Origin of the sequence: Myxococcus llanfairpwllgwyngyllgogerychwyrndrobwllllantysiliogogogochensis, from assembly GCF_006636215.1 — a bacterium.
Lineage (GTDB): Bacteria > Myxococcota > Myxococcia > Myxococcales > Myxococcaceae > Myxococcus > Myxococcus llanfairpwllgwyngyllgogerychwyrndrobwllllantysiliogogogochensis.
This window is the reverse complement of record NZ_VIFM01000057.1, coordinates 1-19740: the sequence shown is the minus strand read 5'-3', so window position 1 is coordinate 19740 and position 19740 is coordinate 1. Positions and strand designations below refer to the sequence as shown.

The following is a 19740-nucleotide window of genomic DNA, read 5'->3' as shown; positions in this document are numbered from 1 at the left end:
GGGGTTGTGTCCACCACCATGCAGCACCGCGCCCTCGGACCGGCCCGCGGCCATTGCCTCGCGGCACCGCGCACGCCTAGCTTGAAGGGGTTTCCCTCGAAGGGGGCCCCATGCCTGCGTACCGTGACGTGCTCGCCAGGATTCCCGAACCTGACGCCGAGGCAGGGAGCCAGTGCCAGGGCCTGCTGGACATGAAGACGAAGCCCCAGGGCAGCCTGGGCCGCTTGGAGGAGCTGGCGTGTCAGTGGGCCACGCTGCGCGGTGAGCCCGCGCCCGCGATGCCGCGCAAGGGGCTGGTGGTGATGGCGGCGGACCACGGCGTGACGGAGGAAGGCGTGAGCGCCTACCCCGCGGAGGTCACCGCGCAGATGGTGGCCAACTTCGCCCGAGGCGGCGCCGCCATCAACGTGCTGGCCCGACAGCACGGCGTGCGCGTGGAGGTCGTCGACATGGGCGTGCGCGTGCCCGTGGAGGGACTGGAGGGCGTGCGCATGCACAGCCAGGGCCCCGGTACGGCCAACCTGGCCCGAGGGCCGGCCATGTCGCGCAAGACGGCCGAGGAGGCCCTGAGCGTGGGCGCGCTCCTGGCGTTGGAGTTGGCGGACTCGGGCGTGACGCTGCTGGGCCTGGGCGACATGGGCATTGGCAACACCACCGCGTCGGCGGCGCTCACGTGCGTGCTCGCGGGCGTGTCACCGGACATGGCCACCGGGCGAGGCACGGGCGTGGACGACGCGGGCCTCACGCGCAAGGTGGAGGTGGTGCGCCGGGCACTCACGGTGAACAAGCCGGACGCGGCGGACCCGCTGGACGTGCTCGCCAAGGTGGGCGGCTTTGAAATCGCGGGACTGGCCGGCGCGGCGCTGGGCGCGGCCTCGCGGCGGGTGCCCGTCATGCTGGATGGCTTCATCTCCTCGGTCGCCGGGCTGGTGGCCGCACGGCTGTGTCCCAAGGTGATGCCCTTCCTGCTCGCCAGTCACATGTCGCGCGAGGCGGGCCACCGCCGGGTGCTGGAGGCCCTGCGCCTGCGGCCCCTGCTCGACCTGGGCCTGCGCCTGGGCGAGGGCACGGGCGCCGTGCTCGCGATGGGGCTGATGGACAGCAGCATGCACATCCTGCACGAGATGGCGACGTTCGCCTCGGCGGGCGTCGCGGAGAAGAGCCGGCGCTGAGGCTCGCTCCTCCGGCCAAAACGTGGCAGGAGTCGCGACACCCGAGCCCCCATGAAGCGACTCCTCGCCGGCATCGCCTTCCTCAGTCGCATCCCCGTCCCCGGGGCGGCCACCTTCGACGCCGCCGACGTGGGCCGCGCGACGCTGTGCTTCCCCCTGGTGGGCGCCCTGCTCGCCGCACTGCTCGTCGGCGTGCGCTTCGCGCTCTACCCCCTGCTGCCGTCGATGGTGACGGCGTATCTGCTGCTCGCCGTCTACGCGCTGCTCACCGGCGCTCTGCACCTGGACGGGCTGGCGGACATGGCGGACGGCTTCGGCGGCGGGCGCACCAAGGAGGACGTGCTGCGCATCATGAGAGACCACGTCATTGGCGCGTATGGAGGTGTCGCGCTGTTGCTGACCGTGGGCCTCAAGGCCAGCGCCCTGGCGGCGCTGCTGGAGCGCGGGCAGGCGGACGCCGCGCTGGTCGTGGCGCTGGCGCTGGGCCGCTGGGGCTCCGTCCCTCAAGGCTGGCTGCTTCCCTATGCGCGGCGAAGCGGGGGCATCGGCATGGCCATCACCGACTATGTGGGCCGCGTCGAAGTCATTGGCGCCACGGTGCTGGCGCTCGGCTTCGCGCTGGGCCTGATGGGCTGGCGAGGGGGCGTGGCCCTGGTGATGGTGGCCGTCGTATCCGCGCTCCAGGGCCTCTGGTGCCGGAAGAAAATCGATGGCATCACCGGCGATACCATGGGAGCCAACACCGAGGTCTGCGAGGCGCTGGTGCTCGTGCTCGCGCTGGCACTCGGTTGAAGTGAAGCGAGCATAGGGAACGGACGCGGCATGGACTGGCGAATACCGAGCGGCGTGACGCGCATGATTCTGCTGCGGCACGGCAAGCCCTCCGAGGAGATGAAGGGCCGTTGCTACGGACGGCTCGACGTGGGCCTCGCGCCGGAGGGGCATGCCCAGGCGGAGCGCGCCGCGAGCCTGCTGGCCAGCGCGGACCTCCAGGGCCTCTATTCGAGCCCTCGCCGCCGAGCCCTCGATACGGCGAAGCGCGTGGCGGAGGGACGCGGCCTGGACATCCGCGTGGAGGAGGCCTTCCGCGAAATCGACTTCGGACTCTTCGAGGGCCTCACCTACGAGGAGGCCGAGCGCCAGTTTCCGGAGGTGTACGCGGAATGGATGGCGCACCCCGAGCGGGTGCGATTTCCAGAAGGAGAGACCTTCTCGGAGATGCGCGAGCGCGTCCGTGCGGGGGGCCGAGTCCTGCGCGCGCGGCATGTCGGACAGTGCTTCGCCCTGGTGTCGCATGGAGGCGTCAACCGCACCCTCCTCGCCGAGTCGCTGGGCATGGCGGACAAACATCTGTTCCGCCTGGACCAGGTCCACGCCGCCGTGAATGTCATCGACTTCTATGGCGATGAGCCCGTGGTGAAGTTGACGAACGCGGCGCCGTGACACAGCGGGCCAGCCCCCGGGGGCCCTCGGCTTGACCGGTTTTGTCCGCGAGGCGTAGCCTTTACAATTCACGGCGCGGCGCTGTGTCTGTCTTTCTCACATCGTCCATCCGCCGCACGGGGGACCGTCCCATGGAGAGCGACCCGCGAGGCGAAGCCGACAGGCCTCCCAGCGCCCCCGGGGCCCGTGAGACGCACTGCCTCAATCCCTTCTCAGCCGAGTCACGGGGCAATCCCTACGCCGTCTATGAGCAACTCCTCCAGCGGCCCGCCTGCTGGAACCCCGAGCTCCGGTTGTGGCTGTTCTCCCGCCACGCGGACTGCGTGGAGGTGCTCTCCCATCCGCGCTTCAGCCGGAACATCACGGGCGCCAGGGAGAGCCGCCCCGAGGACTTCCCTTCGCCTCCGGAGGCGCTCGCGGCGCTGTCCGCCATGCACCGTCAGTGGTTTCTGTTGATGGACCCGCCGGACCACACGCGCCTGCGCGCCGTGACGAAGCGCGCGCTGGGTCCGCGCATGAAGGAGCTGTCCCTGCACGTCCAGGCCACGGTGGAGGCGCTCCTCTTCCGGGCGCGCCAGAAAGGAGAGCTGGACATCATCGCGGACCTGGCCGCGCCCCTGGCCCGGACGACGCTGCGCTGGCTCGTGGGCGCCGATGAGCTGGACTCGGACCTGTACCAGCGGTGGGCGCTCGCGCTCGCGCGCTGTGGAGACGCCTCCGCGCCGCTGGCCGTGAGAGAGGCCGCCAGCGCCGCCACCCGCGAGGTGAGCCAGAGCCTCCAGGCTTCCGTCACCCGGCGCAGGCAGTCGCGTCGCGGCGATGTCCTCGGGCTGCTGGTGGCCGCGCAGGAGGACGAGCAGGCGCTGAGCGAGGAGGAGCTGCTGCCCACCTGCATGCTCCTGCTCTTCGGAGGCTACGACACGTCCGTCAATCTCATCGGCAACGGAGTGCTCGCGCTGATGGAGCACCGCGCGCAGTGGGAGGCGCTGTGTGCCCAGCCCTCGCGCCTCAAGGGAGCCGTGGAGGAACTGCTGCGCTTCGACACGCCCCTGCAACTCTGCTCCCGCATGGCGCAGGAGGACGTGGAGGTGGGCGGCGCCACCGTGCGCGCGGGTGAGTGGGCCTGGGTGTTGCTGGGCGCGGCCAATCGGGACCCGAGGCGCTTCGAGCAACCCGACACGCTCGATATCCAACGCCCGGACCTCCAGCACATCGCCTTCGGCCACGGCATCCACCAGTGCGTCGGGGCGGCGCTCGCGCGCATGGAGGCCCAGGGCGTGCTGGGCATGCTGGCCAGGGACCTGCCTGGACTGCGACTGGTGCCCGGCGCGTGGAAGCGGCGCGACACCGCCGTGTTCCGGGGCCTCACCTCACTGCCCTGCCAGGGCTGAGCGACTCAGGACGACTTGCGCGCCACCAGGTAGATGAGGAGCGGCGTGCCCAGGGCCGCCGTCACCAGGCCCACGGGAGTCTCCCTGCCTGGAAGGATGATGCGGGCCACCGCGTCGCAGAGCACGAGGAAGCTGGCGCCCACCACCACCGAGCACGGCAGCAGCACGCGCCGACTCACCCCCAGTACCCGCCGGACGATGTGGGGGACGATGAGCTCCACGAAGGCGATGGGACCGCACCACGCGACACAGCCCGCCACGCCCAGCGCCCCCAGGCCGATGGAGGCCATGCGGACCGCGCGCACGTTGACGCCCTGCGATTCGGCGTGCTCCTCACCGGAGATGAACACCTCCAGCGCCCGCGTGAGCGTCAGCAGGCCCACCACCGACACCGCGGCGATGGGCAGCAACATCACGATGTTCTGATAGCCCACCTGCGGCAGGTGGCCCATGGTCCACCGCATGGCCGTGAGCAGCTCGGCGGAGTCCGCGGAGAACTGCACGCCGGTGGAGATGGCGCCCGCCGCCATGGAGAAGGCGATGCCCGCGAGGACCAGGTCATTCATCCGCACGTTGCGCCCCGCCGCGATGGCGGCCACCAGCAGGCTGACCCCCAGCGCGCCCGCGAAGGCGGCGCCGGTGATGAGCGGCAGGCCCCACAGCGCGGTGCGCGCGCCCAGGACGATGGCCACCAGCGCGCCCAGCGTGGCGCCGGCCGTGGTGCCAATGGTGCTCGGCGCGGCGAGCGGGTTGGAGAAGAGGGACTGGTACACCGCGCCCACCAGCGACAGCGTGCCTCCCACCACCAGCGCCATCAACGTCCGGGGGATGCGCAACTGCCAGAGGATGAAGTCGCGCGCGTCCGGCGGCATGGGCGGACCGACGAAGGGCGCCACGGCGACCACGAGCGCGCACACCGCCAACATCACCACCAGTCGCGTCCTCATTCCCCACGCTCCAGGGACATGCCCACGAAGACCCGGCGGTTCTCGACTTCGACGCCTCGCATCCGCACGGAGAACACCCGGCCCAGGTGCTCCCCCAGGTCCGGGGCGTCGTAGTGCGACTCGAAGGCGACGCGGCCCTTCGACAAACCCAGCACCCGAATCCGTCCCTCGCTGCCCGCGCGCATCGCATGGGCGAGCACGTTGATGTCGTGGGTGATGCACAGCACGCCCAGCCCCGAGCGCCACATCTGCCCCACGAGCGCATACAGCTCCAACTGCTGGGCCGGGTCCAGGAAGTTGGCGGGTTCGTCCAGCAGCACCAGGGGCGCTTCCTGCGCGAGCAGCGCCGCCACCGCGACGCGCTGCTGCTCGCCGCCGGACAGCTCGGTGATGGGCCGCGAGGCGAGGGCTTCCGCCTGCACGCGGGCGAGCGCCACGAGCGCGGATTCCTCCGAGCGACGGTGGGACTCCTTGAAGCGGTAGCGCGCGGCGGCCACGTGCTCCAGCGCGGTGATGGGCTCGGACACCTGGACGCGCTGGGGCAGCCACGCGAGGAACGCGGCGCGCTCCCGGGGGGAGAGGGCTCCCACGTCGCGGCCATTCACGGTGACTCGGCCCGCGTCGGGGCGCTGAAGGCCGAGCGCCACGCGCATCAGCGTCGTCTTGCCCGCGCCATTGGGTCCCACCACGGCGACGAAATCTCCCGGTGCGACGCGGAGGGACACATCCTCCAGCAACGCCCGCTCGCCCTTGCGCACCGTCGCCCCGGAGACCTCCAGAAGAGACGTCATGGGGTCTTCGTGTCGAAGCGCAGCGCGGCCTGGAGCTGCTCCACGACGTCGAGGATGCGCGGGCCGGTGGACTGCACGCCCGGGCCCGCGACCAGCTTCACCCGCCCCTGCTTCACCGCGCGCAGCACCGTCAGTTGCTTCCACGGGGCGAGCTGTCGCGCCTCCTCTTCCGGCGTCAGGCGGGGACCCTCCACCAGCACCAGGATGATGTCCGGGTCCAACGTCATGAGCTGCTCGACGGAGACGTTGGGCGGGCCCGCGGGGTCCTCGGCGACGGCGTTGCGCGCGCCCGCCGCTTCCAGGGCCGCACCGTGAAGCGAGCCCTTGCGGATGTACCAGATGCTGGTGAGCGCGGCCTCCGGGTCGCCAATCACCAGGAGCACCCGGGGCGCGTCCGGCGGGGGCTTGCGCTTCAGCGTCGTCTCCACCTTCTGGGCGAGCTTCGTGGCCGCGTCCTCGCGCCCCGTCTGGCGGCCCAGCTCGCGAATCCCGTTCGCCACATCGTCGACGGAGAGCCAGGGCAGCACCTTCACCGGGGCGAGCGCGGACAGCGAGCCCGCGGGTGCCTGCTTCACCTGCTCATCGATGATGAGGGTGGGCTTGAGGCGGGCAATGGCCTCGTAGTTGGGCGACAGCGTGGAGCCCACCTTGGGCACGGATGCCGTCTCGGAGGGCCAGGAGGCCCAGTCGGAGAGGCCCACCACCTGCTCACCCGCACCCAGCGCGTAGAGCGTCTCCGTGATTCCGGGAGACAGCGAGACGATTCGCCGCGTCCCCGCCTCCGGAGCCGGCGCGGAGCGCTGGCAGCCGACCAGGAGCGAGAGGGAGACGACGAGCAGGGAGAGGGAGCGCGCGACGGACATGAGCAGCAGGGAACCCGTGAGAGGTTGACGCCTTATAGTGCACGCGCGCCAGGAGGCCCGCCATGCCGAAGCACCCTCACCTCATGATTCAAGGCACGGGCTCCCACGTGGGGAAGACCACGCTGGTCGCTGGCCTATGCCGTCTGTACGCCAACAAGGGGCTGCGCGTGGCCCCCTTCAAGTCGCAGAACATGTCCCTCAACTCCTTCGTCACGGAGGAGAACGAGGAAATCGCCCGGGCCACGGCGGTGCAGTCCTTCGCGGCGAGGCAGCGGCCCATCGTCCACATGAACCCGCTGCTGCTCAAGCCCAAGTCGGACAGCGTCAGCCAGCTCATCATCCACGGCCGGCCGCACCAGGACGTCGACGCGCGCGAGTACTTCCTCTCCGACACGCACCGCGCGCTCAAGCTGTCCGCCATCCAGGAGTCCATCGATCACCTGACGCGCCACTACGACCTGGTCATCGCGGAAGGCGCGGGGAGCTGCGCGGAGCCCAACCTGCGTCCGTTCGACGTGGTGAACATGGAGGTGGCCCATCGGCTGGACGCGCGCGTGTACCTGGCGGTGGACATCGACAAGGGCGGCATCGCGGCGGAGCTGCTCGGCACGTTGCGGGTGCTGGAGCTGGTGGCGCCCGAGGACTGCGAGCGCATCGCCGGCTTCATCATCAACAAGTTCCGAGGAGACCGGCAGGTCCTCCAGCCCGCCATCGACTTCATCGAGCACCACGCGAAGCGGCCCGTCGTCGGGGTGATGCCCTACCTGTCCCTGGCGCTGGAGGAAGAGGACCGCGTCCAGCCCCGGATGCACGGGGCGCCTGAAATCGACGTGGCGGTGCTCTACCTGCCGCACATCTCCAACAGCACCGACTTCGACTATCTCCAGGAGGAGCCCCACGTGCGCGTGCGCTTCGTGCGCTCCGTGGACCAGCTCGGTGCGCCGGACGCCATCATCGTTCCCGGCACCAAGAACACGGTGGGAGACCTGCTCCACCTGCGGCGCATCGGCTTCGAGCGGGTGCTCCAGGACTTGAGCACCACCACGCCCATCGTCGGCATCTGCGGGGGCTTTCAGATGCTGGGGCGCGAGCTGCTCGACGAGGGCCGCCGCGAGTCCGAGCACGGCAGCACCACGGGGCTGGGGTTGTTGGACATCGACGTGGAGTTCCTCCCTGGCAAGACGGTCTTCAATCGTCACTACACGCCGACGCCCGACAATCCCTTCGCGAGCGCGGGCGAGGTGTCAGGGTATGAGATTCACTCCGGACTCGTCAGGTATGCGAGCGCGAGGCCGCTGTACGCCCATGCGGGCGGAGTCGATGGCGCCGTGCATGAGCGACTGCCCATCTTTGGCACGTTCATCCATGACCTGTTCAAGAATCCCCGACTCAGTCGGGCATTCATCAACACGTTGCGCCAGCGCAAGGGATTGCCAGTCCTGACAGCGCCCCTGAGCAACCATGACACCCGTCGGGAGGAAAGTTATAATCGCCTCGCAGCCGCCTTGGCCGAGCACATGACAACATTTGCCTGACTCCATCCTGCCGAGGGGGGCGCTTGGGGATTCCCGACTGAAGCGCATGTAGGAGGAGGCTCAACATGAAGCTCGATGGATTCGTTCGCGTCCTGCCACGACTGGTGCTGCTGTTTGTCATGGCCTGTCAGCACGATGCCCATGCCCAGGAACAGGCCCAGGCCGGCACCGCCGACAGCAACCTCGCCGCCCAGGTGCTCACACCCGTTGGCACCACGTATCCCTACACCCAGCAGTTGCAGTGGTTGGACTCGGGCCGATTCATCGTCGGACGTCTGGATGGCTCCATGACGTTCTTCCGCCCTCCGGGCCCCACCGAGTGGGGACCCATGCTCACCGATGTGCTGCGCACCCCCGCCAACCGGGGCGTGGAGATGATGGCCGTCCGCGACGAGCGGACCTTCGTCACCTCCAATGACAGCACCACCATCACCCTCTGGCGCGAGCGGGACACCGCGCTGCAAGAGGACGCGGAGCCCGCGCACCTGGACAGGCTTCCTCGCGCGTTCCGCTTCGAGAACTTCGCCTACGACGCGGACGTGGGCACCGCCAACAGCGGCGTCTTCGTCGTCCACGCGAGTCGCGAGTACCTGGTGACGGGCCACGAGAATGGCTTCGTCCTCATCTGGAGCGTCTCGCGCAACGGCCGCCAGCTCGCGGTGCTGAAGAAGCTCAACGTCCGCTCTCCCGACCCCATCCCCAGCCCCTTCCAGCTCTGGAACGTGCGCGACATCGTCGCGTGGCGCGACGGCATCGTCATCACCGGCGCCGAGGACGGAGACCTGGTGATGCTCCAGCTCCCCCAGGGCAACGTGCTCGCCCGCAAGCGCTACAACCCGGCCGCCCAGCGCGGCATCAACGGCCTGGCCATCCTCGATGACCACCTGGTCGCCGTGGCCTGCTCCGTGGGCCCCGCGGACAAGAACACGTGGCTCTTCCGCGTGCGCCCCGCTGAATTCCAGTCCCAGGGCTCCGTGGACCTGAAGCAGAATCTGGCCCTGCCCCAGTCCTTCGCGTTCCGCGCCGCCATGGCCCGCGTCGGCGGCCAGCCGTACGTCTTCGCCACCACGCAGGAGGGCCTCTTGTGGACCGTCCTCGTCACCCCCGACGGCCAGCTCCAGGTCCAGGCCTCCAGCTCCGTGGACTTCCCCATCGGCGAGGCCATTGACTACAACCCGACCACGTCCCAGCTCGCGGCCGTGGGCGTGCTCGTCAACCTCTTCAACGTCGCCGCGCCCGCGCCCGCCGCTCCCGCGCCTCGCAAGCAGGCGGTCCCCAAGGTGGCTCCGCCCCAGGCTCCTTCCTTGAGGCCCGAGCCCGCCCCGGCGAACTGAGGTACCGCCATGTCAGGCCACAGCGCTCCGTGGGTGCTGGGCATTGGCGCGTCGAACCACAACGGCGCCGCGTGTCTGCTGCGCGGCGACGAGCTGGTCGTGGCCATCCAGGAAGAACGCCTGCTGCGACGCAAGCGGGCGTGGATTCCTGGCGGCCTCGCGTCACTGTCGGTGCGCTACTGCCTGGAGCACGCGGGAATCCAACCCGAGGACTTGAGCCTCGTCGCGTGCTGCTCGCTGATGGGGCCTCGCGGGCCCCTCTTCGACGTGCGGGCCAACCCCGACCTCGCCCTCGCCAGGACGGGGGTGCCCACGCTCACCCTCTCGCATCACCTGGGACACGCCGTCGGCGCCTTCGCCACGTCCGGCTTCGATGAGGCCCTCGTACTCGTCGCCGACGGCTTCGGCTCCAACGTCCAGGACCTGTCCGAAACGGAGCTGGCGGCGGTCGTCTCCGAGCGGCGAGGAGAAGAGACGCTCTCCGTCTACCGCGCGTCGCGCGACGGCTTCGTCCCGCTGGAGAAGCACCTGGGGACCTTCCTGGAGGTCACCGCCTCCGCGGAGCTGGAGCGCTTCCAGGGGATGCCGCGCTTCGGCAGTCTCGGCGGCCTGTACTCCGCCGTCGGGCGACAGCTCTTCTCCGATGTGCTCGAAGGTCCGGGCAAGGTCATGGGGCTGGCGCCCTACGGCGTTCCCGACATTCCCATCACCGACTTCTTCACCATCGTCGATGGACGGTTTGTCTTCTCCGACGCCGTGCCTCGGCGCTTCCCACACAACGAGCGATGGCCCGCGCGCCAGGAGGAGTATCGGAACCTGGCGGCCTCCGCCCAGGCGGCGCTGGAAGCCGGGCTGCTGCAAATCGTCCGACGCCTTCGCGCGAGCACATCCTGCGAAAGGCTCTGCTACGCGGGCGGTGTCGCGCTCAACAGCGTGGCGAACGAGCGGCTCTTCACGGAGGCGGGCTTCCGCGACGTCTACGTCATGCCCGCCGCCGAGGACAGCGGCACGGCCCTGGGCGCGGCGTATCACGGGCTCTGGCACCTGACAGGGCGAAAGTCGACTCGACGGCTCCAGCAGGACAGCGTGGGCAGGACCTACCCCTCCGCATGGGTGGACCGCGCCATCCAGGCGACTCCCGCTGTCGTGTCACGTCGGCTGCCCTCGGTGGTGCCCGCCGTCGCCGACCTGCTGGTGGAAGGAAAGATGCTCGGGTGGTTCCAGGGAGGCTCGGAGCTGGGCCCTCGCGCGCTCGGGCAGCGGAGCATTCTCTGCGACCCACGTCCCGGCGACATGAAGGACGTCCTCAACAGCCGGGTGAAGTTCCGCGAGGCCTTCCGTCCCTTCGCGCCCGCCATCCTCGCGGAGCATGCACGCGAGTGGTTCGACCTCGACGACACAGCCTCCGACGACAGTCCCTTCATGCTCCGGGTGTGGCGCTTTCGCGAGGCCCAGCGTCATCGCGTCCCCGCCGTCGCCCACGTCAACGGCACGGGCCGCGTCCAGACGGTCCGCGCGGAGCACATCCCGCTGTTGCACGCGCTGCTCACGGCGTTCCACGCGCGCACCGGCGTGCCCATCCTGCTCAACACCTCCTTCAACGTCGCGGGAGAGCCCATCGTCGAGACACCCGAGGACGCCCTCTGGTGTCTGCTGTCCACGGGGCTCGACGGCTGCGTGCTCGGTGAGCACCTGGTGCTGAAGCAGGCGGCCTACGCTTCACTGCTGGACCTGGAGTTGCTCGTGCTCGGAGAGCGACTGGCGCCCGAGCCCTCCGGATTCACGGGTGAAACGGACCTGCGGCACCTGTTGAAGGAGCCCCTGGGCTTCGCTCTGGACGCGGAAGGTCGCGCCCTGGAGGATGCGCGCCAGATGACCGGCGGGTGGAGACATTGTGGTGCGTTCCGCGTGCGGACACCGTGGGGCACGGTGCTCCAGCTCGTCTCCCTCACGCTCTTGGAGCTGGTGACGAAGGTCGAGCCCGGCATGACGGGCTGGAAGTTGCTGGAGCGCGCCTCGCGAGAGGACTCCACGCTGGACGAAGCGCGGCTGCTGCGGATGCTCGGCTCGTTGCGCCGCGCCTCCATCCTCGGCTTCGGTCCGAGACTCGCTCCCGGTACAGGAGCGTGAAGACGGCACTCACGAGGTGGCTCTTGAGTCTGGCGCTGCTGGCGTGCGCGCCGGCATGGGCCCAATCCACCGAGGACGCGGGAACACCTCCCATGTCCGAGGTCATCGACGTGGTGGGCAAGGTGCCCGACCCCGAGCCGATGGACCGCGCGTCGCAACGAGACCCCAGCAGCGTCGTCACCGTCATCTCCGTGGAGGAGCGCGGCGGCACGGCCCGCGATACCGCCGAGGTGCTCGCCACCTCACCGGGTGTCGCCATCCAGGAGTCTGGCGGGTACGGACAGAGCAAGAGCCTGGTCGTCCGGGGAGCCTCGTCGAACGGGACGCTGGTGCTGCTCGACGGCATTCCCCTCAACGGCGCGGGGGGCAGCGCGGACCTGTCGCGCATCCCCCTGGCGCTCGCACGCGAGTTCGAGGTGCTGCGCGGAAGCGCGGGCGCGCGCTACGGCAGCGGTGGACTCGGCGGCGTGGTGAACATCGTCACCCGAAGTCCCGGCGACACGCTGAGCCTGTCCGGCGAAGTGAGCTACGGGAGCTGGGACACCGCGACGGGCTGGCTCGCCGCCACCGGCCCGCTGCTGGACAGTGAGCTGCTCCTGCTCGTGCACGGAGGCACCTCCTCCGGCGGCTTCTCCTACCCCTTCGACACCACGCCCACGCTGCCGGGAGACGCGCCCGAGACGCGGCGACGTGACAACAACGATGCACGCGGCGCGGGGGCATTGCTGCGCGTGCGGCACCGACTGGCCCCAGGCGTGGTGGTGGACGCGATGGGCGAGGGCTCGCTGGAAGGACGCGGGCTCGCGGGCACGGCGCAGAACCCCGTCGCGGATGCGCGGCAGTCCAGCCGCCGGGGCGTGCTGAGCCTGCGCGTGCTCGGCTCACTCGCGAACCGCGTCGATGTGTCGGCGCGCGCGCACTTCCGGCAGGAGCGCCTGGAGCTGTCGGGTGGCCCGGTGTCACAACAGGGCGTGCAGGTGCTACGAGCGGGCGGAGGTGAGTTCGAGGGACGGCTGCCCCTGGGTGACTGGCACGTCGTTTCCGCGCTGGCGAGCGTGGGCGGAGAGGGCCTGTCCACGAACGGAGTCGCCACGCCGACGGAAGAGCGGACCTCCTGGCTGCGCGCCAGCGTCATGGCGATGGATGACGTCGCACTCCTCTCGGGGCGCCTTCACGTGACACCTTCGCTGCGACTGGAGCGCGTGGGCCCGTACACGCTGTGGTCACCCAAGCTGGGCGCACGGGTAGCCCTGCCCGCGCGCCTGGAGCTGCGCGCCAACGTGGGCCAGGCCCACCGCGCGCCTTCGTTGCTGGAGCTGTACGTGCGCCAGGGCACGCTGCTGCCGAACGCGGACCTGCGCGCCGAGCGGGCCGTGTCCGCGGACGTGGCCCTGGCGCACCGCACGGAGCGCTCACTCGTGTCCGTGGGAGGGTTCCACAGCCTCTACGAAGACCTCATCGCCTACGAGGCGTATCCCCCGTTCGCCGCCAAGCCCTTCAACTTCGCCTCGGCGCGAGTCTCGGGACTGGAAGTGGACGCGGAGGCGCGGCCCACCTCGTTCCTGTCCGGCTCCCTGGCGTACACGCTGCTCGTCTCCCGCAACCTCCGGGATGACCCGCGCTACTACCTCAAGGAGATACCGCTCCGCCCGCGCCACACGCTGTCCGCGCGCGTGGCCGCGGGCCCCTCGTGGCTGACGGGACGCGTGGAGCTGCGGGCCCAGTCCTCGCAACTGCGCAACCGCACCGGAGAGCTGATGCTGCCAGCGCGTGCGCTGCTGCATGCGGGGGTGTCCAGCACGGTGGGGCGCCGGCCCGCGCTGACGTTCTCCCTCGATTTCAAGAACGTCTTCGACACCTTCGTCGAGGACTTCGACGGCTATCCCCTGCCGGGCCGCGCCGTGCTCGCCTCCGTGGCGATGGCGCTCGACGTTTCTCCCTCTTCGCATCGAAAGGCGGACACCCCATGAATGCCGCGTCACTTCCTCCCGGGCGACACCTCGCTGCCCTGGTCTCATTGTTGTCGTGCCTGCTGCTGACGGGCTGCCCCGACGAAGGCGTCGTCTGTAGCGAGGGACTCTCCCGCTGCGGGGACACCTGCGTGGACCTCACCAGCGAGTCCGCGAACTGCGGCGAGTGTGGCAACACCTGCGGCACCGGACAGCTCTGCGCGCAGAGCGCGTGCCGCTGTCAGCAGGGCGCCACGGCCTGCGGCGGCGCCTGTGTCGATACCCAGTCCTCGCCCCAGCATTGCGGCGGCTGCGCGGGTGAAGGCGGCAAGGTTTGCCAACCCTTCGAGGTGTGCATGAACGGCGACTGCCAGGGGAGCTGCGCCGGGGGCATGCTTCAGTGCGGCAACGCGTGCATCAACGGGGAGGCCGACCCCAACAACTGTGGCGCCTGCGGCAACGTCTGCGGAGACGCCCGCAGTTGCCGGGGCAGCGTGTGCACCTATGACGTGGTGGCCACGTGCTTCAACACCGGGCAGGTGGTGGGCATCCAGTCCGGCTCGGACTTCAAGGGCCCGAACACCCTGGTGGCCTCGTCTCCGCAGAGCGCGGCGCGGATGTTGGACGTGCTGCTGGTGCTCGACTCCACGCGCAAGCTTGTCCAAGCGCGACTGAGCGACTACGGCGTGTTGCCCGCGAGCAACGACACGGGCCGCGCTCCCAACCAGGTCCTGGTCCAGGACCCGTACCTCTACATCCTCAACTCGTCCGACAACACGCTCCAGGTGCTCCGTCGCGAAGGAGACCCCTTGCCTCCCGGCCCCCCGGGCTCCCGCTTCCCCAACGGCATCACCTTCACCAACGTCGCGAGCGTGAGCTTCGGCGCCAACACCAATCCCTTCGCCATGACGAGGACGGGCACCCACGACCTCTGGGTCACGCTCTACGGCAACCTGTTGGGAGACCCGTCCGCCGGGGGCCGTGTGGTGCGCGTCTCGCTGGCCAACAACGAACCCGCCGTGGTGGACACCATCGTGCTGCCCTCGGGGGCCGCGCTGAAGCCCTTCCCCGACAACACGACGCTGTCCACGCCCACCGGCATCACCGAACACCACGGCAAGCTGTACGTCACCCTCAACAACCTGAACCCCGTCACGTACAGCCCCGGCGGGCCTGGCCTGCTCGCACGCATCGACCCGACGAGCCGCGCGGTGGACCTCATCGACCTGGGCGACGGCTGCCTCAACCCGGGCTCCGTGGCTCCCGTGGGAGAGCAGCTCCTCGTGAGCTGCGGCGGCAAGGCCGTCTATGACACCAACTTCAAGCTGCTGTCCGTGGAGCGCTCGGCGCTGGTGCTCCTCGACGCGCAGGACCGCGTGGTGTCCACCGCGCCCATCCAGTGCTCGCCGGGCATCGGCTCCTGTCCGATTCCGGCCGCCGGCCGCTTCGCCGTGGTGGGCAATCGCACCTACCTGGGCGACACCAACGGCGGGCGCATCTTCGTCCACGAGGTCGTGGGCAGCACGCTCGTCGAGCGCAGGGGACTCCTGGACACGTCGGAGCCCGCCATCGCCGCCTGCCCCGCGAGTGGCTTCTCGCTGGTCAGCGACGTGGTGGCCCTGCCCAAGGGGTTCTGAGGCGGGGGCACTTCGCCCCCACGGGGCAATGTGCCCCGGTCTCGGCGGGTCATCCCGCCCCGCCGAGACACCCTCCTCCGAGGCAAGCCGCTCCGAGCACCGCCCTGGCATGGCGGATGCTCTAGGCCTCCGTGTGACGCACGAAGGTCGCTCCCACTCCCTCCAAGGACTCCGGCACGACGCACTGCTCTCTTCTCGCGGCACTCGCGGTACGTTGTGAGTACTTCCTTCCGGTCCATGCGTATTCGACCCCTCCAAGGTGCATGGACCGGAATAGCCTCGACCTCCCGTGAAACTCGCTCGCAAGTTCACCCTCGCCCTCGTCCTGCTCGCCGTGGCTGTCATCGCCGGGCTGCAGGTCATCCAGGTTCGCCGTGAGCTGGAGCGCTCGGCGCTGGACATGCAACACGACCACCAGTTGCTCGGTCACACGCTCGCCGGAGCCATCGGCAAGGCGTGGCAGCTCGCCGGTGAGCGTGAAGCCCTCACCATCCTGAACCAGTCCAACAGCTACCAGGGGCAGGTCCACCTGCGCTGGGTCTGGCTGGATGGTGGCCCGGGGACTCCGTCGCTCGTCGGTTTCCCGCCGCGCCTGCTGGCCACGCTGCGCCAGGGGAAGGACGGCTCCATGGTGGACCCGAGCCCGGACCCTGGCCTGCTGCACTCCTACACGCCGGTCTTCATCGGCCGGGGCCAGCGCTTTGGCGCCATCGAAATCACCGAGTCGCTGGGCGAGGAGCGCCAGCACGTCTTCGTCACGGTGGTGGGCACCATCGTCGCCACCGGCACCATCACCTTCGCCTTCTTCATCGCCGCCATGGCCATGGGCCGCAAGCTCGTCGGCGAGCCCGTGGACGAGCTGGTCCAACTGGCGAACCGCTTCGGCCAGGGCGACTTGACGGCCCGCGTGCGGCTGCCGACCCGGCGCCGGGGCGATGAAATCACCATGCTGGCCAACGCGATGAACCGCATGGGCGAGCAGTTGGAGGAGACGCGCTCCCGCCTGTCCTCGGAGACTGTCGCGCGCCTGTCCGCGGTGGAGCACCTGCGCCACGCGGACCGGCTCACCACCGTGGGCAAGCTCGCCTCCGGCGTGGCGCACGAGCTGGGCACGCCACTCAACGTGGTGATGGGCCGCTCGAAGATGATTTCCTCGGGCGAAGCGGAGGGCGAGGAGGTGGGCGAGTGCGCTCGCATCATCAGCCAGCAGGCCCAGCACATGACGGGCATCATCCGGCAACTGCTCGACTTCGCGCGGCGTCGCGCGCCCCACCGGGCCCCGGAGGACGTGCGGGAGCTGGTGGACCGCTCGCTGTCGCTGCTCAAGCCCATGGCCTCCAAGAAGAGCATCACCCTGGTGGACGACGTGCCCCCGGGTGTCATGCTGGAGGCCGATGGAGGACAGGTGCAGCAGGTGCTGACCAACCTGGTGATGAACGCGCTGCAGGCGATGAACAAGCCCGGAACGGTGCGCATCCACGCGACGCGCACCCGCGCCACGCCGCCCACTGACGTGGGGGGCGCGGAGAGCAGCTACGTGCGGGTGGACGTGGAGGATGAGGGCGGCGGAATCCCCCCGGACGTGCTGGGCCATGTCTTCGAGCCCTTCTTCACCACGAAGGACGTGGGCGAGGGCACGGGGCTGGGGCTGTCCGTCTCGTATGGTCTTGTCAGAGACCATGGCGGCTGGATTGCCGTGCGCAGCGAGCTGGGACGCGGTAGCTGCTTCTCCATCTACCTGCCGAGCGGAGGGGACACATGCCAGGCCGCGTCCTGATGGTCGAGGACGAGCGCGAGATGCGCGCCATGTTGGAGAAGGGGTTGACCCGTCGGGGCTACACGCCCGTGGCGCTCGGGTCCGCCGACGAGGCGCTGGCGCGACTGTCCGGCGAGGACTTCGACGTGGTGTTGACGGACCTGCGCATGCCCGGGATGGATGGGCTGGCGCTGTGTGAGCGCATCGTCCTCAACCGGCCGGACATCCCCGTCATCGTGTTGACGGCGTTCGGGAGCCTGGAGACGGCCGTCGCCGCCATCCGCGCGGGGGCGTACGACTTCGTCACCAAGCCCATCGACCTGGACGCGCTGGTGCTGGTGTTGGAGCGCGCGGTGCAGCACCGGGCCCTGCGCGACGAGGTGCGCCGGCTGCGGCAGGAGCTGGGACGGCAGCAGGACAGCGGCGCGGTGGTGGGCGAGAGCCCCGCCATGCAGCAGGCCTATGCGCTCATCGACCGGGTGGCGGACCTGGACTCCACGGTGCTGATTACCGGCGAGAGCGGCACGGGCAAGGAAGTGGCCGCGCGCGCGGTGCACACGCGGGGGCGTCGCGCGCCGGGGCCGTTCGTGGCGCTCAACTGCGCGGCGATGCCGGAGGCGCTGCTGGAGAGCGAGCTGTTCGGCCACGCCAAGGGCGCCTTCACGGACGCCAAGGCGACGCGCACGGGCCTCTTCGTCCAGGCCAATGGCGGCACACTGTTCCTGGATGAAGTGGGCGAATTGCCGCTCACGCTCCAGCCCAAGCTCTTGCGCGCGCTCCAGGAGCGCGTGGTGCGGCCGGTGGGTGGGGACACGGAGGTGCCGTTCGACGCGCGCATCGTGGCGGCGACGAATCGGGACTTGGAGCTGGCGGTGGAGGAGGGCCGGTTCCGCGAGGACCTGTACTACCGGCTCAACGTCATCGGAGTGGAGCTGCCTCCGCTGCGGGCGCGGGGCAATGATGTGCTGCTTTTGTCACAGCGTTTCATCGAGCAGTTCGCGGTACGCAACAACAAGCGCGTGGTGGGACTGTCACCGGCGGCGGCGCAGCGACTGTTGGCCTATGGGTGGCCGGGGAATGTGCGCGAGCTGCAGAACTGCATGGAGCGCGCGGTGGCGCTCACGTCGTTCGAGCAGCTCACGGTGGATGACCTGCCCGAGCGCATCCGGAACTACAGCCAGCCGAAGGTGGTGCCGGAGAACACGGACCCGTCGGAGCTGGTGACGCTGGAGGAGCTGGAGCGGCGCTACATCCACCGCGTGCTGGAGGCGGTGGGTGGCAGTCGGACGCTGGCGGCGCGCATCCTCGGCGTGGACCGGAAGACGCTGTACCGGAAGCTGGAGCGCGACGACGAGGCGAAGAAGCCCTGAGCGTCAGTCGACGGTTTCCAGGCGCACTTCGAAGAGCTTCGGCCAGAGCTTGCCGGTCATCAGAATGCGGCCGGTGCCGGGCTCCACGGCGATGCCGTTGAGGACGGCCTCGCGGCTGTTCAGCTGGGGGGACACGGCGCGCGTCAGGGCGGAGGCGTCGATGATGGCGGTGACGTGGCCCGTGGTGGGGTCTATTTCGAGCACGCTCGAGGAGTGCCAGACGTTGGCGTAGATGACGCCGTTGGCGCACTCGAGTTCGTTGAGCTGGTCCTGGGGGAGGCCTTGCAGGGTGACTTCCACGGAGCCCACGGGCTCGAAGGTGTCGGGTGCGTGGAAGGTCAGCATGGAGGTGCCGTCGCTGCGGACCAGGCGGCCCTGCCAGTAGCACAGGCCCCAGCCGTCCCCGGAGTAACGCGTGGTGCGCTCGCGCGTGGGGGGCAGGCCGCTCCAGGTGTAGAGCAGACCCTCGGTCCAGGTGAGCTGGTAGAGGCGCTCGCCGTCACTGGCGAGGCCCTCCGTGAAGATGTTGCCCAGCGGCTCCATCCACAGCGGCGTGGCGGACTCCAGGGAGAGTTCGCGCAGCGTGCCCTGGTTGCCGGTGCTTTCGAACAAGCGGCCCTGGTGGAAGACGAGGCCCTGCGTGAAGGCGTCCGTCGAGTGCGGATACTCCTGGACGATGTGCGCGACCTTCCGCGTCGGCGCGCCCTCGGGGGTGATGCGCCGCTGCGCGGGGCCACAGCTACAGCCGTTGCCCAGCCCCATGCCCAGGACACAGAGCGCCGACACCCACGCTGTTTGATGGACTCGCATCGAGTGGGCCACGGAAGCAGGAAACGAAGGCCGGCACAACACGCGCGAGGTCCGCTCCGTCCCGAACCGGGCAGGCACCTCACCCCTCCTGTCGTCGCCGTCCCAGCCGCGCCCGCAGCTCCGACAGGTCGCCGCGATGCTGCGAAAGCTCGTGCCCCAGCAGCATCACCGCCGCCACCGCGAAGGGCAGCAGGTAGTAGACGATGCGGTACACCACGAGCGTGCCGAGCAGCATCGACGCCGGCACCTCCGGCGTCAGCGCCGCCAGGATGATGGAGTCGAACACGCCCAGCCCTCCGGGCACCTGACTCGCGATGCCCACGAGCTGCGCGACCGCGAACAACGCCACCATGCTCGGCGGCGAAATCCCCACCCCTGACGGCAACAACACCCACAACACCATCGCCGCCAGCGACCAGTCCAGGCACGACACCACGAGCTGCTCCAACGCCTGCCTCAGCGTGGGCAACGACACCTTCAGATGCAGGCGCTCCACCTTCAGCGTCCGCCGCATCCGCGCGCACAGCACCAGGTAGCCCAGCAACACCCCGAGCAGGGAGAAGCCCAGCCCCCGCGCCACCCCGGGCGAGAGCGACAGCGACGCCATGGCCC

At 69.8% G+C, this 19740-nt stretch carries 16 protein-coding genes; 11 read left to right on the top strand and 5 right to left on the bottom strand.

Features of this window, described 5'->3' with window-relative positions; genetic code table 11:
- Positions 1-110: 110 nt before the first annotated feature.
- The 4 genes from cobT to FJV41_RS16570 all read left to right on the top strand — a co-directional run bounded on the left by cobT (position 111) and on the right by FJV41_RS16570 (position 4006).
- Positions 111-1172 (top strand): nicotinate-nucleotide--dimethylbenzimidazole phosphoribosyltransferase, encoded by a 1062-nt coding sequence (cobT, locus tag FJV41_RS16585; protein ID WP_141643467.1) that lies wholly within the window; start codon positions 111-113, stop codon positions 1170-1172.
- A 51-nt stretch (positions 1173-1223) separates the two neighbouring features.
- Entirely contained in the window at positions 1224-1964 is a 741-nt protein-coding gene (gene cobS, locus FJV41_RS16580) for an adenosylcobinamide-GDP ribazoletransferase (RefSeq protein ID WP_141643466.1), read from the top strand.
- 30 nt (positions 1965-1994) lie between these two features.
- Complete coding sequence (locus FJV41_RS16575; RefSeq protein ID WP_141643465.1) at positions 1995-2615, top strand: histidine phosphatase family protein; 621 nt, start codon at positions 1995-1997, stop codon at positions 2613-2615.
- Positions 2616-2746: 131 nt separating this feature from the next.
- On the top strand, positions 2747-4006 hold the full coding sequence (locus FJV41_RS16570) for a cytochrome P450 (RefSeq protein WP_141643464.1): 1260 nt from the start codon (positions 2747-2749) through the stop codon (positions 4004-4006).
- Positions 4007-4011: 5 nt separating this feature from the next.
- Here FJV41_RS16570 and FJV41_RS16565 read toward each other — a convergent pair whose 3' ends face one another.
- The 3 genes from FJV41_RS16565 to FJV41_RS16555 are packed head-to-tail and all read right to left on the bottom strand — an operon-like array spanning position 4012 to position 6607.
- A complete protein-coding gene (locus FJV41_RS16565) occupies positions 4012-4953 on the bottom strand; it encodes a FecCD family ABC transporter permease (RefSeq protein WP_141643463.1) in 942 nt (313 codons plus the stop codon).
- Positions 4950-5744: an ABC transporter ATP-binding protein gene (locus FJV41_RS16560; RefSeq protein ID WP_141643462.1), complete on the bottom strand. Its 795-nt coding sequence runs from the start codon at positions 5742-5744 to the stop codon at positions 4950-4952. The genes FJV41_RS16565 and FJV41_RS16560 overlap by 4 nt, the downstream gene beginning before the upstream one ends.
- A complete protein-coding gene (locus FJV41_RS16555; protein WP_141643461.1) occupies positions 5741-6607 on the bottom strand; it encodes an ABC transporter substrate-binding protein in 867 nt (288 codons plus the stop codon). Before FJV41_RS16555 ends, FJV41_RS16560 begins: the two co-directional genes overlap by 4 nt.
- A 62-nt stretch (positions 6608-6669) precedes the next feature.
- On the opposite strand from FJV41_RS16555, the gene FJV41_RS16550 reads away from it, so the two are divergent.
- The 7 genes from FJV41_RS16550 to FJV41_RS16520 all read left to right on the top strand — a co-directional run bounded on the left by FJV41_RS16550 (position 6670) and on the right by FJV41_RS16520 (position 18318).
- On the top strand, positions 6670-8142 hold the full coding sequence (locus tag FJV41_RS16550) for a cobyric acid synthase (RefSeq protein WP_141643460.1): 1473 nt from the start codon (positions 6670-6672) through the stop codon (positions 8140-8142).
- Between the two features lie 65 nt (positions 8143-8207).
- Positions 8208-9476, top strand: a complete 1269-nt coding sequence (locus tag FJV41_RS16545; protein WP_141643459.1) for a hypothetical protein — start codon at positions 8208-8210, stop codon at positions 9474-9476.
- Between the two features lie 9 nt (positions 9477-9485).
- Complete coding sequence (locus tag FJV41_RS16540) at positions 9486-11606, top strand: carbamoyltransferase family protein (RefSeq protein WP_141643458.1); 2121 nt, start codon at positions 9486-9488, stop codon at positions 11604-11606.
- Positions 11603-13576 (top strand): TonB-dependent receptor plug domain-containing protein, encoded by a 1974-nt coding sequence (locus tag FJV41_RS16535; RefSeq protein ID WP_141643457.1) that lies wholly within the window; start codon positions 11603-11605, stop codon positions 13574-13576. Before FJV41_RS16540 ends, FJV41_RS16535 begins: the two co-directional genes overlap by 4 nt.
- Positions 13573-15192 carry an MXAN_6577-like cysteine-rich protein gene (locus FJV41_RS16530; RefSeq protein ID WP_141643456.1) on the top strand — a complete coding sequence of 540 codons (1620 nt, stop codon included), beginning with the start codon at positions 13573-13575 and terminating at the stop codon, positions 15190-15192. The genes FJV41_RS16535 and FJV41_RS16530 overlap by 4 nt, the downstream gene beginning before the upstream one ends.
- Positions 15193-15481: 289 nt before the next feature.
- Positions 15482-16969, top strand: a complete 1488-nt coding sequence (locus tag FJV41_RS16525; protein WP_141643455.1) for a sensor histidine kinase — start codon at positions 15482-15484, stop codon at positions 16967-16969.
- Entirely contained in the window at positions 16951-18318 is a 1368-nt protein-coding gene (locus tag FJV41_RS16520; RefSeq protein ID WP_141643454.1) for a sigma-54-dependent transcriptional regulator, read from the top strand. Before FJV41_RS16525 ends, FJV41_RS16520 begins: the two co-directional genes overlap by 19 nt.
- A 3-nt stretch (positions 18319-18321) precedes the next feature.
- Here FJV41_RS16520 and FJV41_RS16515 read toward each other — a convergent pair whose 3' ends face one another.
- Both FJV41_RS16515 and FJV41_RS16510 read right to left on the bottom strand, forming a co-directional pair.
- Positions 18322-19206, bottom strand: a complete 885-nt coding sequence (locus FJV41_RS16515) for a glutaminyl-peptide cyclotransferase (protein WP_246137242.1) — start codon at positions 19204-19206, stop codon at positions 18322-18324.
- Between the two features lies 1 nt (position 19207).
- Positions 19208-19740: lysylphosphatidylglycerol synthase domain-containing protein (locus FJV41_RS16510; RefSeq protein WP_141643453.1), on the bottom strand; the 533-nt coding region annotated here is incomplete at its 5' end.

Excerpts from the sequence above, each read along its gene's own strand:
- FJV41_RS16575 (WP_141643465.1), top strand. The coding sequence starts at position 1,995 with ATGGACTGGCGAATACCGAGCGGCGTGACGCGCATGATTCTGCTGCGG.
- FJV41_RS16550 (WP_141643460.1), top strand. The coding sequence starts at position 6,670 with ATGCCGAAGCACCCTCACCTCATGATTCAAGGCACGGGCTCCCACGTG.
- FJV41_RS16545 (WP_141643459.1), top strand. The coding sequence starts at position 8,208 with ATGAAGCTCGATGGATTCGTTCGCGTCCTGCCACGACTGGTGCTGCTG.
- cobT (WP_141643467.1), top strand. The coding sequence starts at position 111 with ATGCCTGCGTACCGTGACGTGCTCGCCAGGATTCCCGAACCTGACGCC.
- cobS (WP_141643466.1), top strand. The coding sequence starts at position 1,224 with ATGAAGCGACTCCTCGCCGGCATCGCCTTCCTCAGTCGCATCCCCGTC.
- FJV41_RS16520 (WP_141643454.1), top strand. The coding sequence starts at position 16,951 with ATGCCAGGCCGCGTCCTGATGGTCGAGGACGAGCGCGAGATGCGCGCC.
- FJV41_RS16540 (WP_141643458.1), top strand. The coding sequence starts at position 9,486 with ATGTCAGGCCACAGCGCTCCGTGGGTGCTGGGCATTGGCGCGTCGAAC.
- FJV41_RS16555 (WP_141643461.1), bottom strand. The coding sequence starts at position 6,607 with ATGTCCGTCGCGCGCTCCCTCTCCCTGCTCGTCGTCTCCCTCTCGCTC.
- FJV41_RS16570 (WP_141643464.1), top strand. The coding sequence starts at position 2,747 with ATGGAGAGCGACCCGCGAGGCGAAGCCGACAGGCCTCCCAGCGCCCCC.
- FJV41_RS16565 (WP_141643463.1), bottom strand. The coding sequence starts at position 4,953 with ATGAGGACGCGACTGGTGGTGATGTTGGCGGTGTGCGCGCTCGTGGTC.
- FJV41_RS16530 (WP_141643456.1), top strand. The coding sequence starts at position 13,573 with ATGAATGCCGCGTCACTTCCTCCCGGGCGACACCTCGCTGCCCTGGTC.
- FJV41_RS16560 (WP_141643462.1), bottom strand. The coding sequence starts at position 5,744 with ATGACGTCTCTTCTGGAGGTCTCCGGGGCGACGGTGCGCAAGGGCGAG.